This is a genomic window from Kribbella speibonae (assembly GCF_004331375.1).
In the GTDB taxonomy this organism is placed as follows: domain Bacteria; phylum Actinomycetota; class Actinomycetes; order Propionibacteriales; family Kribbellaceae; genus Kribbella; species Kribbella sindirgiensis.
In genome coordinates this window covers 1,197,154-1,211,979 of the sequence record NZ_SJKC01000002.1, presented here as the reverse complement: position 1 = coordinate 1,211,979, position 14,826 = coordinate 1,197,154, and the positions used below count along the sequence as shown (strand labels likewise).

Sequence of the window (14,826 nt, the reverse complement as noted above, 5' to 3'; positions counted from 1 at the left end):
GTCGAAGAAACCTGAATTAACCGGCGGCCGCCCGGAGTTCGGCGAACGCGGCGGCCAGCTTCGGCAACGTGTAGTGGGCATTCAGGCCGCTCGGGTTGGGCAGGATCCAGACCCGGGTGGCGCCGATCGTCCGATCCTGCTTGCCCACTGCCGCCGTACGTTCCGCGAAGGCGTCGCGGTACGCCGTGACGCCGAGCACCGCGAGCCACTCGGGCTGGATGTCGAGGACCTTCTTCACGAGGTTCTCGCCGCCCGCCACGAACTCGGCCCGCGTCAACTCAGCGGCCTTCGCCGACGGCCGGTCGACCACGTTGGTGATCCCGAGCCGATAGGTCAGCAACTCCTGCTGCTCGGCCGGCCGCAGTTGGCGCGGTGTGAATCCGCTCAGGTGCAGCGCCGGCCAGAACCGGTTCCCCGGCCGCGCGAAGTGATGCCCGGTCTCCGCCGACATCAGCCCGGGATTGATCCCGCAGAACAGCACCCGCACCCCAGGCCCGATCACATCCGGTATCCCCTGCACGAGCCACACCCTAGCCCCGGCGCCTTCGTCAACCCAGGGTTGACGCCGACGGGTTGTCAACCTAGGGTTGACGGCATGACTCCCGGACCTGATTTGCAGCAACTCATCACCACGATCAAGGCCGACGCCGGCAGCGACGACGAGCTGGAGCAGCTCGGGACCGCGGCGGCGACGATCACCGAACTGACCGCCACCAGCGACGCCGCTCTCGGCTTCTTCGTCGACCGGGCCCGCGGCGCGGGGAAGTCCTGGGTCGAGATCAGCGCCGTGCTCGGCGTCAGCAAACAGGCCGCCCACAAACGCTTCGCCGACTCCTGGACCGCGCGCCCGGCGTTCGAGCGCTACACCCAGCGGGCCCGCGCCGTCGTCCAGGCGGCCGGCGCCATCGCCCGCGACCGCAACCACGACTTCATCGGCACCGAGCACCTGCTGCTCGCGATGTACAAGGAACCCGCCGCGATCGCGGCCAAGGTTCTCGTCCAGCACGGCATCACCGAGGACTCGGTCCTGGCGGCGGTCGACGTCCAGAGCCCGGCGGGGGAGCCGAGCGACCAGCCGAAGGGCCTCGACGCCGAGAACCCGCCGTACACCCGGCGTGCGGCGCACGTTCTCCAAGGAGCGGTCGGTGAGGCGCTGACACTCGGCCACAACTATGTCGGCACCGAGCACCTGCTGCTCGCGTTCTATCGGGACCAGGCCGGAATCGCCACGAAGATCCTGCTCGAGCAGGGCCTCGAGGAGTCGGCGGCCTGGACCGACGTCCGCGCCGCCCTCGAAGGATTCACGAAGTAAGTTGGGCGTATGCCTGACTGGTCGGAGCGGTTGAACGAGTTGGCGGTGGCGGGCGAGGTCACCGGTGCGGTGCTCGGTATCTGGCACGACGGCGAGACGACCATCGCGCCGTACGGCGTCCTGAACGCCGTGACCGGTGTCGAGACGACCGCCGACTCGCTGTTCCAGATCGGTTCGATCAGCAAGCCGTGGACCGCGTCGATGATCGTCCAGCTCGCCGCCGAGGACCGGTTGCGGCTGGACGACCCGATCGTCAAGTTGTTGCCCGAGGCACCTGTTGACCCACGGATCACGGTCCGTCACCTGCTGACCCATACCAGTGGCATCGACGGTGACCTGTTCACCGACACCGGTCGCGGTGACGACTGCCTGCAGCGGTACGTCGCCTTGATCGCGGACGTCGACCAGTTGTTCGAGCCCGGTACGGCGTACTCGTACTGCAATGCCGGCTTCATGCTGCTCGGCCGGCTGATCGAGGTGCTCGACGGCCGGACCTGGGACGAGTCGCTGAAGGCCCGTCTGGTCGAGCCGCTCGGCCTGACCCACACGGTCACCCTCCCGGAAGAGGCGATCATGGAACGCGTCGCTGTCGGTCACCTCGCGGTGGACGGCTCGCGCGTGAAGACGTGGCAGCTCCCACGCAGCATCGGTCCCGCCGGGACGATCAGTGCGAGCGCCGCCGACCTGCTCGAGTTCGCCCGGATGCACCTGACCGACGAGCGATACGCGGCCATGCAGGAGCCGCAGGTCCCGTTCGCGGCCGGGATCGGCGGTTTCGTCGACCTCGGCCTGACCTGGCGGATCTACGACTGGGGCGGCCGCCGCCTGTTCGGTCACGACGGGTCGACCATCTCCCAGCTCGCCTTCCTGCGGATCGATCCGGAGGCACGGCTGGCGATGTGCCTGCTGACCAATTCCGGCAACGGCACCCGCCTGTTCGAGCCGCTCGCCTCCGAGGTGTTCACGGAGTACGCCGGTGTCGCGCATCCGCCCGCGCCGCAGCCGATCGACGTACCGGTCGACGACCGTCACACGGGTGTCTACGAGCGCGCGAGCGTACGGCTCGACGTCGCGAAGCGTGACGACGAACTGGTCATGACCTATTCCGCGACGGGTGATCGGCTCCTGTTCTCGGACGATCCGGTGCACGAGTACGAGCTGCGCCCGACGGAACCGGCCGACGGCGACCACTTCGTCACCCGCGAGTCGCCGGCGCATCCCTGGGCGCCGGTCACGTTCCGGCCGACGCACGTGTTCACGTCGGGCCGTGTAACACCCAAGCGCTGAGATATTTGAGGCGCGGTTTGGGGTGAGCGAGCTAACGTCTCACACGTGACTAGTGCACCTGCTGAACTCCCTCGTAAAGCCGGTGACCTCCGGGCCGCCGGGTATCTTCCTCGGTCGATCAAGGCCGAGATCCGTGACAACCTGCTGAAAGAACTCCGGGCCGGACGGGATCCGTGGCCCGGCATCGTCGGTTTCACCCGCACGGTGATCCCGCAACTCGAACGCGCCCTGCTCGCCGGGCACGACGTCGTACTGCTCGGTGAGCGCGGCCAGGGCAAGACTCGCCTGCTGCGCACCCTGGTCGGTCTGCTCGACGAATGGACCCCGGTGATCGACGGTGCTGAGCTGCCCGAGCACCCGCTCGACCCGATCACGCCTGCCTCGAAACGCCGGGCCGCCGAGCTGGGCGACGACCTGCCCGTGGCGTGGCTGCATCGCGACCTCAGGTATGCCGAGAAGCTCGCCACGCCGGACACCAGCGTCGGAGACCTGATCGGTGACGTGGACCCGGTGAAGGTTGCCGAGGGCCGCAGTCTCGGCGACCCGGAGACCATCCACTTCGGCCTGGTCCCGCGGGCGCACCGCGGCATCGTCGCGATCAACGAGCTGCCCGACCTCGCCGAGCGCATCCAGGTCGCGTTGCTGAACGTGATGGAGGAGCGCGACATCCAGGTCCGCGGGTACACGCTGCGGCTGCCGCTCGACGTGTTGCTGGTGGCAACGGCCAACCCCGAGGACTACACCAACCGCGGCCGGATCATCACGCCGCTCAAGGACCGCTTCGGCGCCGAGGTCCGGACCCACTACCCGCTCGACATCGACGCCGAGGTGGACGTGATCCGGCAGGAGGCCGAGTTCACCGCCGAGGTCGGCGAGCCGTTGCTGGAGGTGCTGGCCCGGTTCGTCCGGCATCTGCGGGAGTCGACGTCCATCGACCAGCGCTCGGGTGTGTCCGCACGGTTCGCGGTCGCCGCGGCGGAGACGATCGCCGCCGCCGCACTGCGGCGAAGCGCGATCACGGGCGAGGAGCCCGCGGTGGCCCGGCCGGTGGACCTCGAGGCGGTGCCCGCCGTACTGCGGGGCAAGCTCGAGTTCGAGCCGGGGGAGGAAGGGCGCGAGATCGAACTGCTCGAGTACCTGCTGCGCCGGTCGGTGGCCGACACGGCCCGGGAGCGGTTCGCCGGGCTCGACCTCACCCCGCTCGCACACGCTGTTGCCGACGGCAACCTTGTGACGACCGGGGAGCGGGTGCCCGGCCGGGACGTGCTGGCCGCGCTGCCGGAGTTGCCTGTTCTCCACGACGTCGCCGCCCGCGCCGGTGTCGAGCCGGACGACTCGTCAGGGCGGATCGCGGCCGCGATCGAGCTCGCCCTGGAGATGCTGTACCTGTCCAAACGCGTCGCCAAGGACGCCGACGACGACACCACGGTCTACGGGGCCTGACATGTCGGCTTCGATTCCGGAAGGCTGGTCCTACGGGCCGTGGCACGACGGGCCGGATCCTCTCAAGGCGCCGGCGGATCTGCGGGATGCGCTGGACGAGATCGGCCGGGACGTGATGAGCGGGTCGTCGCCGCGGTCCGCGCTGGAGGAACTGCTCCGGCGCGGCACCCGGAACACCCAGGGTCTCGACGACCTGAGCCGCCGGTTGTGGGAGCGCCGTCGCGAGATCCAGCGGCGGCACAACCTCGACGGCACGCTGCAGGAGGTCCAGCGGCTGCTCAACGAGGCGCTGGAAGCGGAGCGGCGCGAGCTGTTCCCGAATCCGTCCGACGACGCGCGGTTCAAGGAGGCCGAGCTCGACGCGCTTCCGTCTGGTACGGCGGCCGCGGTACGGGAGCTGGCGAACTACCAGTGGGAGTCGTCGGACGCCCGGGAGAAGTACGAGGAGATCCGGGAGCTGCTCGGGCGTGAGCTGCTCGGCTCACGGTTCGAGGGTATGAAGGAGGCGCTGCAGCAGACCACGCCCGAGGACATCGAGGCGATCAACGAGATGCTCGCCGACCTCAACGCGCTGCTGGCGGCCCACGCGCAGGGCCGGCCGGACGTGCCGCAACTCTTCGAGGAGTTCATGGCCGACCACGGCGAGTTCTTCCCGGAGAATCCGCGGAACGTCGACGAGCTCATCGACGTACTCGCGCAGCGGGCGGCCGCCGCACAGCGGATGCTGAACTCGATGACACCCGAACAGCGCGCCGAGCTCGCGGAGCTTTCGCAACAGGCGTTCGGCAGTCCGCAACTCGCGCAGCAGCTGGCCCAGCTGGACGCTCAGCTGCAGTCGCTGCGGCCGGGGGAGGACTGGTACTCCTCGGAGCAGATGCGAGGTGACGATCCGCTCGGTCTCGCCGAGGGCGCGCAGGCGATGTCCGATCTCGCGGAACTGGATGCGCTGGCGGAGCAGCTGGCCCAGTCGTATCCGGGGGCGCGGCTCGAGGACATCGATCTCGACGCGCTCACCCGTCAGCTGGGTGACGAGGCGACGGTCGACGCTCGGCGGCTGAGTGAGCTGGAACGGCAGCTGCGTGATCAGGGCCTGATCGAGCGGGCGCCGGACGGTTCGCTGCGGTTGTCGCCGAAGGCGTTGCGTCAGCTCGGTCAGACGGCGTTGGCCGACGTACTGCGGACCGCTCGGGGATCAGGTGAACGGGACGCGGCCAACGCCGGCGCGGCCGGTGAGCTGAGTGGATCGTCGCGTCCGTGGGAGTTCGGGGACACCCAACCGTGGGACGTGCCGCGGACGGTGCGGAACGCCGTACTGCGGAGCGCGTCGCTCGATGGGTCGGTCAAGCTGGATGTGGCGGACGTGGAGATCGCGGAGACCGAGCATCGGGCCCGGGCCGCGGTGGCGTTGCTGGTCGACACGTCGTGGTCGATGGTGCAGGAAGGGCGCTGGTTGCCGATGAAGCGGACGGCGCTCGCGTTGCACCAGCTCATCTCGACGCGGTACCGGAACGACGCGTTGCAGCTGATCACGTTCGGCCGGTACGCCGGGGTTGTCGAGCTGCCTCAGCTGATCGGGATGGAAGGCACGTGGGAGCAGGGCACGAACGCGCACCACGCGCTGCTCCTCGCCGGGCGTCATCTGCGGCGGCACCCGGACGCGCAGCCCGTCGTACTGATGGTGACAGACGGCGAGCCGACCGCTCACCTGGAGCCCGACGGCACGGCCGAGTTCTCGTACCCACCCGAGGCGGCGACCCTCCGCAAGACGATCTTCGAGGTGGACCGACTGGCCAAGCTCGGCGCCTCGCTGACGGTCTTCCGCCTCGGTGACGACCCGCGCCTGAACGCCTTCGTCGACCTCCTGGCCCGCCGCAGCGGCGGCCGCGTCCTCGCCCCCGACGCAGACGGCCTAGGAGCAGCCGTAGTAGGCGACTACCTCCGAACCCGCCGCAAGCTCTAACCCAACAAACACCAAGCGGGGCCGTTGGACAGGCAATAACCTGTCCAACGGCCCCGCCACCTGTCCCCACCCCCGGCTACTACCGCAGGCGCCGTGCGATCGCCGGGTCCGGGGCCTTTCCGCGAAGGATCGCCGCCAGCACGTCGACGCCATCCACCAGTCGAGGTCCCGGCCGCGCGAAGTATCCGTTGGCGTCCACTGCCCACACCGGAATGTCCGCCGGCAGCTCGCCCATCAGGAGTTCCGTCAACTCGGCAGCCCCGTCCAGACCGAACCCGCACGGCGCCGACACCACCACGTCAGGCTCCGCGGCCGCGACGTCTTGCCAGCTGATCGCCTTCGACCGTTCCCCGGGCGTCCCCAGCACATTCACCCCGCCCGCGAGCTGAACCATCTCCGGCAACCAATGCCCGGGCGCGAACGGCGGATCCGTCCACTCCAGCAACGCGAGCCGCCCACCGCCACGCAGGTCCGCACCAAGGCGCGTCCGGAGGCTCTCCACCAACTGCGTGGAGTCTCGGCCGATGGCCTTGCCGATGGTCTCGATCGAGTCGAGGACCTCGGTCAGGTTGTGTGGGTCGGTGCTCACCACGTCGGCCCGGCAGCCCAGGTAGTCGAGTGCCTCGTCGACCTCCGTCACGTCGATCGCGCACACCGCGCAGAGGTCCTGGGTGATCACCACGTCCGGGTCGAGCTCGCGCAGCGCACCCGCGTCCAGGTGGTACAGGTCCTCCCCGGCGGCGACCATCCGGCGTACGGCGGCGTCGATCTCGCCCGGGGTCAGACCCTCGGGAAGCGCGGTCGTCGACACGATCCGCCGGGAGCGGGCAGCGGCCGGGTAGTCGCACTCGAAGGTGACCCCGACCACATCGTCACCGGCCCCGAGCGCGAAACAGATCTCGGTCGCCGACGGAAGCAACGAGACGATACGCACCCCGCAGACTCTAGCCCGGCTACCCGATCCGCGGTCGACGAAACCGCCGTAGCGCGCCCGGCGAAGGTTTCATCGGTGAACACGCCGAATGTCTCGCGTTGTCAATCAGGGAAGGGTTTTCCGGCCTTCGACCTGTGGGGAGGGTCACGTCAGCATGGTGAGACCAGTGTTCAACTGGACTGGTTTTTGGGCTTACTCTGAAAGCACGCCCCCGCCGCCGGAGTCGACGGGCCAGCGGGCCACATTCCCGCGCCTGAAAACACCCGCCTGCAACCCAGGGAGTGACCGTGCCGAAACTCGTCTACGACTTCGCCGAAGGCAACAAGGACATGAAGCAGCTGCTCGGCGGCAAGGGGGCGAACCTGGCCGAGATGACCAACCTCGGCCTGCCCGTGCCACCCGGTTTCACCATCACCGCCGACGCCTGCCGCGCGTACCTGGAGACCGGCGCGGTCCCGGCCGACCTGGCCGACGAGATCGACCATCACGTCGCGCTGCTCGAGCAGAAGATGGGCAAGAAACTCGGCCAGGCCGACGACCCGCTGCTGGTCTCGGTCCGCTCCGGCGCCGCCGTCTCGATGCCCGGCATGATGGAGACGGTCCTGAACGTCGGCCTCAACGACGACTCGGTGAACGGGCTCGCGCACCACTCCGGCAACCCCCGGTTCGCCTGGGACGCGTACCGCCGGCTGATCCAGATGTTCGGCAAGACCGTGCTCGGGATGGACGGCGACGTGTTCGAGGACGCGATCGAGCACGCCAAGGAGGCGAAGGGCACCCGCAACGACCTCGACCTGGACGCCGCCGACCTGCAGAGCCTCGTCGAGACCTTCAAGCAGGCCGTGTACGAGCACACCGGCCGCGAGTTCCCGCAGGACCCGCGGACCCAGATGGACCTCGCGACCGAGGCCGTGTTCCGCTCCTGGAACTCGGACCGCGCGATCCTCTACCGCCGCCAGGAGCGGATCCCCACCGACCTCGGCACGGCGGTGAACATCTGCTCGATGGTGTTCGGCAACCTCGGCATGGACTCCGGCACCGGCGTCGCGTTCACCCGCGACCCGTCGAGCGGCCAGCCCGGCGTGTACGGCGACTACCTGCAGAACGCGCAGGGCGAGGACGTCGTCGCGGGCATCCGCAACACCGTTCCGCTCGCCGACCTCGAGCAGATCGACAAGGCGTCGTACGACGACCTGATGGAGATCATGGCCACGCTCGAAGGTCACTACCGCGACTTGTGCGACATCGAATTCACCGTCGAGCGCGGCAAGCTGTGGATGCTGCAGACCCGCGTCGGCAAGCGGACCGCGGCGGCGGCGTTCCGGATCGCGACCAGCCTGGTCGACGAGGGCGTGATCGACACCGACGAGGCGCTCCAGCGGGTGAAGGGCGCGCAGCTGGCGCAGCTGATGTTCCCGCGGTTCGACGCGGAGGCCGCGAAAGACCTGATCACGAAGGCGATCGGTGCGTCACCGGGTGCGGCCTCGGGCCAGGTCGTGTTCACGTCGGCGGCCGCGGTCGAGGCCGCCGAGCGCGGCGAGAAGGTGATCCTGGTCCGGCGCGAGACCAACCCCGACGACCTGCACGGCATGATCGCGGCGCAGGGCATCCTGACCAGCCGCGGCGGCAAGACCTCGCACGCGGCCGTGGTCGCGCGCGGCATGGGCAAGACGTGTGTCTGCGGCGCCGAGGAACTCGACGTGAACGTTGCCCAGGGCACCATCAAGGTCAACGGCACGGTCCTCGAGGCCGGCGAGCTGATCTCGATCGACGGCACCACCGGTGAGGTGTTCCGCGGTGAGGTTCCGGTCGTACCGTCGCCGGTCGTGCAGTACTTCGAGGGCACGCTGGCCCCGGACGCGGGCGACGAGCTCGTCGCGTCGGTACACCGGTTGATCACCCACGCGGACGACGTACGGCGTCTCGGCGTACGGACCAATGCGGACACCGCGGACGACGCGGCGCGGGCGCGGCGGTTCGGGGCGGCCGGGATCGGGCTGTGCCGCACCGAGCACATGTTCCTGGGGGAGCGGCGCGAATCCGTCGAGCGGCTGATCCTCGCCGACAACGACGCGGATCGCGAGGCCGCACTGGCCGAGCTGGAGCCCTTGCAGCGCGGGGACTTCCTGGAGTTGCTGGACGCGATGGACGGGCTGCCGGTGACGATCCGGTTGATCGACCCGCCGCTGCACGAGTTCCTGCCGTCGATGGAGGACCTGGCGGTGAAGGTCGCGGTGGCGCGCGAGCGAGGTTCGGCGTCGGAGCACGACGAGAAGCTGCTCGCGGCGGTCGAGCGGCTGCACGAGCAGAACCCGATGCTCGGCCTGCGCGGTGTGCGGCTCGGGCTGGTGATTCCCGGCCTGTTCGCGATGCAGGTCCGGGCGATCGCCGAGGCGGCTAAGGAGCTCCGCGGCCGGGGTCAGGATCCGCGGCCGGAGATCATGATCCCGCTGGTCGGCGCCGTCCAGGAGCTGCATCTGGCGCGCGACGAGGTGGAAGGCGTACTCGCCGAGGTCGGCGCCGGCTTCGAGATCCCGATCGGCACGATGATCGAGCTGCCGCGGGCCGCGGTCATCGCGGACCAGATCGCGGAGGCGGCGGACTTCTTCTCGTTCGGCACCAACGACCTGACCCAGACGACCTGGGGCTTCAGCCGCGACGACGTCGAGGGCGCGTTCTTCTCGCGGTACCTGGAGAAGGGCATCTTCGCGGTGTCGCCGTTCGAGTCGATCGACCGGGAGGGCGTCGGCGCGCTGGTGCGGACCGGCGTGGACCGCGGGCGGGCGTCCAAACCCGACCTCAAGCTCGGCGTCTGCGGCGAGCACGGCGGCGACCCGGACAGCATCCACTTCTTCCACGAGGTCGGCCTCGACTACGTCTCCTGCTCGCCGTTCCGTATTCCGGTGGCACGTCTGGAGGCGGGCCGGGCAGCATTGGCCGAGTGAGCAGACAGAACCTTCGGCAGACCTTCGGAGAGGACGCGGAGCTGTACGACCGCGTCCGGCCGGCCTATCCGCGCGAGCTCTTCGACGAGCTCGCGCGGATCGTCGGGGAGCGCCCGAGGGTGCTGGAGATCGGCCCGGGGACCGGCCAGGCCACTGCTGCGATGGTGCAGCGGGGCTGGTCGGTCACCGCGGTCGAGTTGGGTGCTGAGCTGGCCTCGGTCTTGCAGCGGAAGTTCCCGGCGGTCGAGGTGGTCGTCGCGGACTTCGACGCCTGGGACCTGCCGCCCGCGGACTTCGACCTGGTGATCTCGGCGACCGCGTTCCACTGGCTCGATCCCGCGACGCGCGTCCAGCGATGCGTGGACGTGCTACGGCCGGGTGGCGCGCTGGCGGTCGTGTCGACGCATCACGTCGCGGGCGGCTCCGAGCAGTTCTTCGTCGACGTGCAGTCCTGCTACGACCGGTTCACCGACGATGCGGCGAAGGGCGGTCTGCCGGCCGCGGACGACGTACCGAACGATCCGGAGGGGCTTGCGGAGACAGGATTTTTCGGGTCCGTGGAGTTCCGCAGATATGTCCGGGATGTGGACTATTCGACGGCCGAGTACCTCGAACTTCTGTCGTCGTATTCGGGCCATCGGGCCTTGACAACGGACCGGCGTGACGGACTGTATGAGTGCATCGGCGGTCTCATCGACGCCGCCGGAGGTTCGATCACGAAGCGTTATCTGAATCAACTGTCTGTAGGAATTTCTCTTAACCAACCCCTTGCGTAGGGGCCTGTCGGCTGGTCAGAATATCCGGGCGGGAAGGGAGATCACTCGTCGACTTTCGGGTCTGACCTGAACCAGCCGCTGTGGCGGCTCGTGACTCCCTTTCCCGCACCAAATCTCCTTGTTTCCAAGGCTCTTGTAGAGTTCTGGACATGGCCCAATTTGTCGTGCAGTTGCGCTTCGACGTCGACCAGACCGACCGTCGGCTGGAGGTCCGTCCGGCGCACCGCGAGTACCTCGCCGCGCTGAAGGCCGACGGCAAGCTCGTCGCCGCCGGACCGTTCACCGACCAGACCGGCGCGCTGCTCGTGTACGACGTCGCCGACGAGGCGGAGCTCCGCGACATCCTCGCCAAGGACCCGTACACGCCGGCCGACGTCTACGAGATCGCCACCCTCGCCGAATGGCAGCCCCTCTTCCCGTTCAGCTGACGGTCAGGCGTCGGCGCCTTCCATGTTCAGGTGGTCGACGTACGCCCAGAGCCAGACCAGGGGAGCGAGGACCAGCTCGGGCTCCTCGTCCTCGTCGGCGATGAACAGCATCGACGCCTCGCCGTTGGTGAGGTCCTCGATGACCGCCTCGCACATCTCGAGCGCGACCTCGAACGGCAACAGCCGCGGACCGTTCTCCCAGCGCGGCTCGGGCAGCGGGAGGACCGGCGCCTCGTCCGTCCCGTCCAGCTCGACCGAGACCTTCTGTAGCTCCTCGTACAGGTCGAACGAGATCAGTCCCGCGATCGGCCGCCCGTCGAGGCCGACCAGGTATGGGTCGTCGGCGCCCTCGCGGAACGCGTCCCGGATGTCCGGCAACGCCGCCTTGAGATCGGACGCCTCGAGGTACGGCGCCTCGTCCGGCTCCTCCTCGGCCTCCGCCTCGACCAGTCCGCTGCGCATCTGGTCGAACTGGTGCAGCAGCCCGTTCAGTTCGTCGTACGCCCCGCCGCCCGGCGCCTTCTGGGCACGGGCCTCCAGGTCACGCAGGTGCTCGACCAGGTCGTCCTCGAAGTGCAGCTCGTACCGCGGGAGGCCCGGCTCGCGGCCGGCGTTGATCTGCGCGACCAGCTGCGTCGACACCGGACCGATCCGCTCGGCGAGCACCTCGAGCGGCGTGGTCGGCTTCTCCTCGTCGTCGTGCGCGCAGGAGTCGTCCTCGCCCTTGCCGTCGCCTTCCATCGCGAGCAGCACCTGGAACGCCTGGAAGGACAGCAGCGCGGCGGTCGCCATCGTCCCGTCGCCGATCAGCATCAGCGGGTTCCCGCCGGCCTCGGTACGGCGTACGTGGTCGGGCATCAGCGTCGCGGCCTGCTCGACGTTCACCTGGCTGGCCAGCGAGGACAGCCCGTGGTCCGTGTCCACCCCGAGCAGCTCGACCAGGCGCTCGGAGCTCATGTCGAAGTTCGAGCGCAGGTAGTACCGCAGCCAGCCGGCGTCGACCGGGTTGCCGAGCAGGTCCGCGATCCGCGCCCGGAAGTCGGCCAGGTCGGCGATCGCCAGCACCACGAGCACCGGCTGGTCGCCGTCGCCGATCACCAGCGGCCGGGTGTCCCCGTTGTGGAAGCCCTCGATGACCTGGTGCAGACTGTCCGCGGCCGCCTCGAGCGGCCAGGACTCCGCCTCGAACTCGTTGACCACCGCGGCGGAGCTGTCCTCGGGCATCTGCTGATCCTCTCCGGGTGGCGGCGGGAGTTGGGGGTAACTGTAGGCGGCCGGCGTTTCACCAGGTCATGTGGGTCCTTCGGGACCCTGGCAGTGACATTCGCTACGCTGGCACCGGCGGGTCGGTGCAGCGGTATCTCACATGTGAGATAAGGTCCGGCGCATGACCGATGACTACCTGAGCCGGATCGGAAACCTCATCCGGGACGCCCGCAAGCATCGCGGCTGGACGCAGACGCAGCTCGCGGAAGTACTGAACACCAGCCAGAGTGCGGTGAACAGGATCGAGAAGGGTCATCAGAACCTCACCCTCGAGATGCTCGCCCGGATCGGCGAGGCGCTCGACTCCGAAATTGTCTCTCTCGGTGGCGGTCCGGTCCACCTCCGTGTGGCCGGCGGCCGGCGGTTGTCCGGCGCCATCGACGTCAAGTCGAGCAAGAACGCCGGCGTCGCGCTGCTCTGCGCCTCGCTGCTGAACAAGGGCCGGACGACGCTGCGCAAGGTCGCCCGCATCGAGGAGGTCAACCGGCTGCTCGAGGTGCTGAACTCGATCGGCGTCAAGACCACTTGGCTGAACGACGCCGGCGACCTGGAGATCATCCCGCCGACGCACCTCGACCTGAGCGCGATGGACGCCGAGGCGGCCCGTCGGACCCGCTCCATCATCATGTTCCTCGGCCCGCTGCTGCACCGCGAGGACGCCTTCGAGCTGCCGTACGCCGGTGGCTGCGACCTCGGCACCCGCACCGTCGAGCCGCACCTGACCGCGCTGCGCCCGTTCGGGCTCGAGGTGAAGGCGACCGGCGGGCAGTACCACGCCCTGGTGAACCGCGCGATCGCCCCGGGCAAGCCGATCGTGCTGACCGAGCGCGGCGACACCGTGACCGAGAACGCGATCATGGCCGCGGCCCGGTACGACGGCGTGACGGTGATCCGCAATGCCAGTCCGAACTACATGGTCCAGGATCTGTGCTTCTACCTCGATCTGCTCGGCGTGAAGATCGACGGCATCGGTACCACCACGCTGACCGTGCACGGCCGCGCCGACATCGACGTGGACGTCGACTACGCGCCGTCCGAGGACCCGATCGAGGCGATGAGCCTGCTCACCGCGGCGATCGTCACGAAGTCCGAGATCACCATCCGGCGCGCGCCGGTGGAGTTCCTGGAGATCGAGCTCGCACTCCTGGAGGAGATGGGGCTCGACTACGACCGCAGTACGGAGTACCTCGCCGAGAACGGCCGGACCCGGCTCGTCGACCTCACCACCCGGCCGTCGAAGCTGCACGCGCCGATCGACAAGATCCACCCGATGCCGTTCCCGGGCCTGAACATCGACAACCTGCCGTTCTTCGCGGTGATCGCGGCGACCGCCGCCGGGCAGACGCTGATCCACGACTGGGTCTACGAGAACCGCGCGATCTACCTGACCGACCTGAACAAGCTCGGCGGCCGGGTCAAGCTGCTCGACCCGCACCGGGTGATGGTCGAAGGGCCGACGCACTTCTCCGGCGCCGAGATCATGTGCCCGCCGGCGCTCCGCCCGGCCGTCGTCACGCTGATCGCGATGATGGCCGCGAAGGGTACGTCGGTACTGCGCAGCGTCTACGTGATCAACCGCGGCTACGAGGACCTGGCGACCCGCCTGAACTCGCTAGGCGCTCAGATCGAGACCTTCCGGGACATCTGAGTCCTGCAGGAAGGCGACCGCCTCGGCGATCACCGCGGGGTCCGAGAGGATCTTGCGGTGGCCGAGGCCGGTCGTCGGCAGGAAGTGTGCCCGCTCGCCGTAGTTCCGCAGCAGGACCTGGGCCTGCGCCGGATCCACGATCTCGTCCTCGTCGTTGTGGATCACCAGGAGCTCGAGCTTTCCGGTGGTCACCGAGAAGCGCGTCCAGATCTGGTCGTCGCCGTCGAAGTACCCGCGCTCGATCCGGCGCCGTAGCTCCTGGTTGATCTTCGGTCCCAGTCCGAGCTGGGCGCAGAACGTGTCGGTCAGGTAGCCGAAGTCCGCGACACCGCTGATCATCACCAGGCGCTTCGCCGCCACGCCCTCGCGGACGGCGTACAGCGCGAACGGTACGCCGAGCGAATGTGCGATCACGCCCTCGAACGGGCCGTGGCGTTCCTCCAGCGCGCGGATGATCCGCTGGTGGCCGAGGATCGACACGACCTCGCCGTCGGAGTCGCCGTGGGCCGGGGCGTCGTACGACACCGGGCTGTAGCCGAGCTCGAGCAGTCGGGTGACGAATGCGGCGTACCGCGACGCGCGCGAGCGCCAGCCGTGCACCAGCAACACCGGGCGATTGCCGTCACCCCAGCTGTAGGTCTTCACATTGTTGACAATCTCCACCCGGGCGGCGTCGTGGACGGCCTGCTCATTCGGGCGGACGCGGCCGCGGGCGAGTGGACGTCGCCACAGGTTGAAGGCGAGCCGTCCGCCGAGGCGCGGTGACAACGTTCCGATTGTCTGCAATCCGGCACTGACCAGCTTCTGCATGACATTCCCTCCGGCAA

At 68.8% G+C, this 14,826-nt stretch carries 12 protein-coding genes; 8 read left to right on the top strand and 4 right to left on the bottom strand.

The features are described from left to right. Positions 1-16: 16 nt before the first annotated feature. Entirely contained in the window at positions 17-520 is a 504-nt protein-coding gene (mug, locus tag E0H92_RS18985) for a G/U mismatch-specific DNA glycosylase (protein WP_202873684.1), read from the bottom strand. A 75-nt stretch (positions 521-595) separates the two neighbouring features. On the opposite strand from mug, the gene E0H92_RS18980 reads away from it, so the two are divergent. From E0H92_RS18980 to E0H92_RS18965, 4 genes are read left to right on the top strand one after another with little or no spacing between them, the layout of a single operon-like run. Further along, positions 596-1,312 carry a Clp protease N-terminal domain-containing protein gene (locus E0H92_RS18980; protein ID WP_131497113.1) on the top strand — a complete coding sequence of 239 codons (717 nt, stop codon included), beginning with the start codon at positions 596-598 and terminating at the stop codon, positions 1,310-1,312. Between the two features lie 9 nt (positions 1,313-1,321). Then, the gene (locus E0H92_RS18975; protein WP_131497112.1) at positions 1,322-2,599 is read left to right on the top strand and encodes a serine hydrolase domain-containing protein; all 1,278 of its coding nucleotides are present in this window, start codon (positions 1,322-1,324) and stop codon (positions 2,597-2,599) included. A 45-nt stretch (positions 2,600-2,644) separates the two neighbouring features. Next, complete coding sequence (locus E0H92_RS18970; RefSeq protein ID WP_131462337.1) at positions 2,645-4,042, top strand: ATP-binding protein; 1,398 nt, start codon at positions 2,645-2,647, stop codon at positions 4,040-4,042. Position 4,043: 1 nt separating this feature from the next. After that, positions 4,044-6,002: a vWA domain-containing protein gene (locus tag E0H92_RS18965; RefSeq protein WP_131497111.1), complete on the top strand. Its 1,959-nt coding sequence runs from the start codon at positions 4,044-4,046 to the stop codon at positions 6,000-6,002. A 79-nt stretch (positions 6,003-6,081) separates the two neighbouring features. Here the strand turns inward: E0H92_RS18965 and E0H92_RS18960 are convergent, their stop codons facing one another. Then, positions 6,082-6,936 carry a TroA family protein gene (locus E0H92_RS18960; protein WP_131497110.1) on the bottom strand — a complete coding sequence of 285 codons (855 nt, stop codon included), beginning with the start codon at positions 6,934-6,936 and terminating at the stop codon, positions 6,082-6,084. Between the two features lie 329 nt (positions 6,937-7,265). On the opposite strand from E0H92_RS18960, the gene ppdK reads away from it, so the two are divergent. From ppdK to E0H92_RS18945, 3 genes are all read left to right on the top strand, one after another. Next, entirely contained in the window at positions 7,266-9,881 is a 2,616-nt protein-coding gene (gene ppdK / locus E0H92_RS18955) for a pyruvate, phosphate dikinase (RefSeq protein WP_238173528.1), read from the top strand. Continuing rightward, positions 9,878-10,657, top strand: coding sequence for a class I SAM-dependent methyltransferase (locus E0H92_RS18950; RefSeq protein WP_202873683.1), 780 nt, complete (start codon positions 9,878-9,880; stop codon positions 10,655-10,657). Before ppdK ends, E0H92_RS18950 begins: the two co-directional genes overlap by 4 nt. A 149-nt stretch (positions 10,658-10,806) precedes the next feature. After that, positions 10,807-11,085, top strand: a complete 279-nt coding sequence (locus tag E0H92_RS18945) for a YciI family protein (protein ID WP_131497107.1) — start codon at positions 10,807-10,809, stop codon at positions 11,083-11,085. Between the two features lie 3 nt (positions 11,086-11,088). Here E0H92_RS18945 and E0H92_RS18940 read toward each other — a convergent pair whose 3' ends face one another. Beyond that, positions 11,089-12,309, bottom strand: coding sequence for a type II toxin-antitoxin system Phd/YefM family antitoxin (locus tag E0H92_RS18940; protein ID WP_131497106.1), 1,221 nt, complete (start codon positions 12,307-12,309; stop codon positions 11,089-11,091). Between the two features lie 163 nt (positions 12,310-12,472). On the opposite strand from E0H92_RS18940, the gene E0H92_RS18935 reads away from it, so the two are divergent. Continuing rightward, positions 12,473-13,999 carry a helix-turn-helix domain-containing protein gene (locus E0H92_RS18935; protein WP_131462344.1) on the top strand — a complete coding sequence of 509 codons (1,527 nt, stop codon included), beginning with the start codon at positions 12,473-12,475 and terminating at the stop codon, positions 13,997-13,999. Here the strand turns inward: E0H92_RS18935 and E0H92_RS18930 are convergent. After that, complete coding sequence (locus tag E0H92_RS18930) at positions 13,964-14,809, bottom strand: alpha/beta hydrolase (RefSeq protein ID WP_131497105.1); 846 nt, start codon at positions 14,807-14,809, stop codon at positions 13,964-13,966. The genes E0H92_RS18935 and E0H92_RS18930 overlap by 36 nt on opposite strands. Positions 14,810-14,826 lie beyond the last annotated feature (17 nt).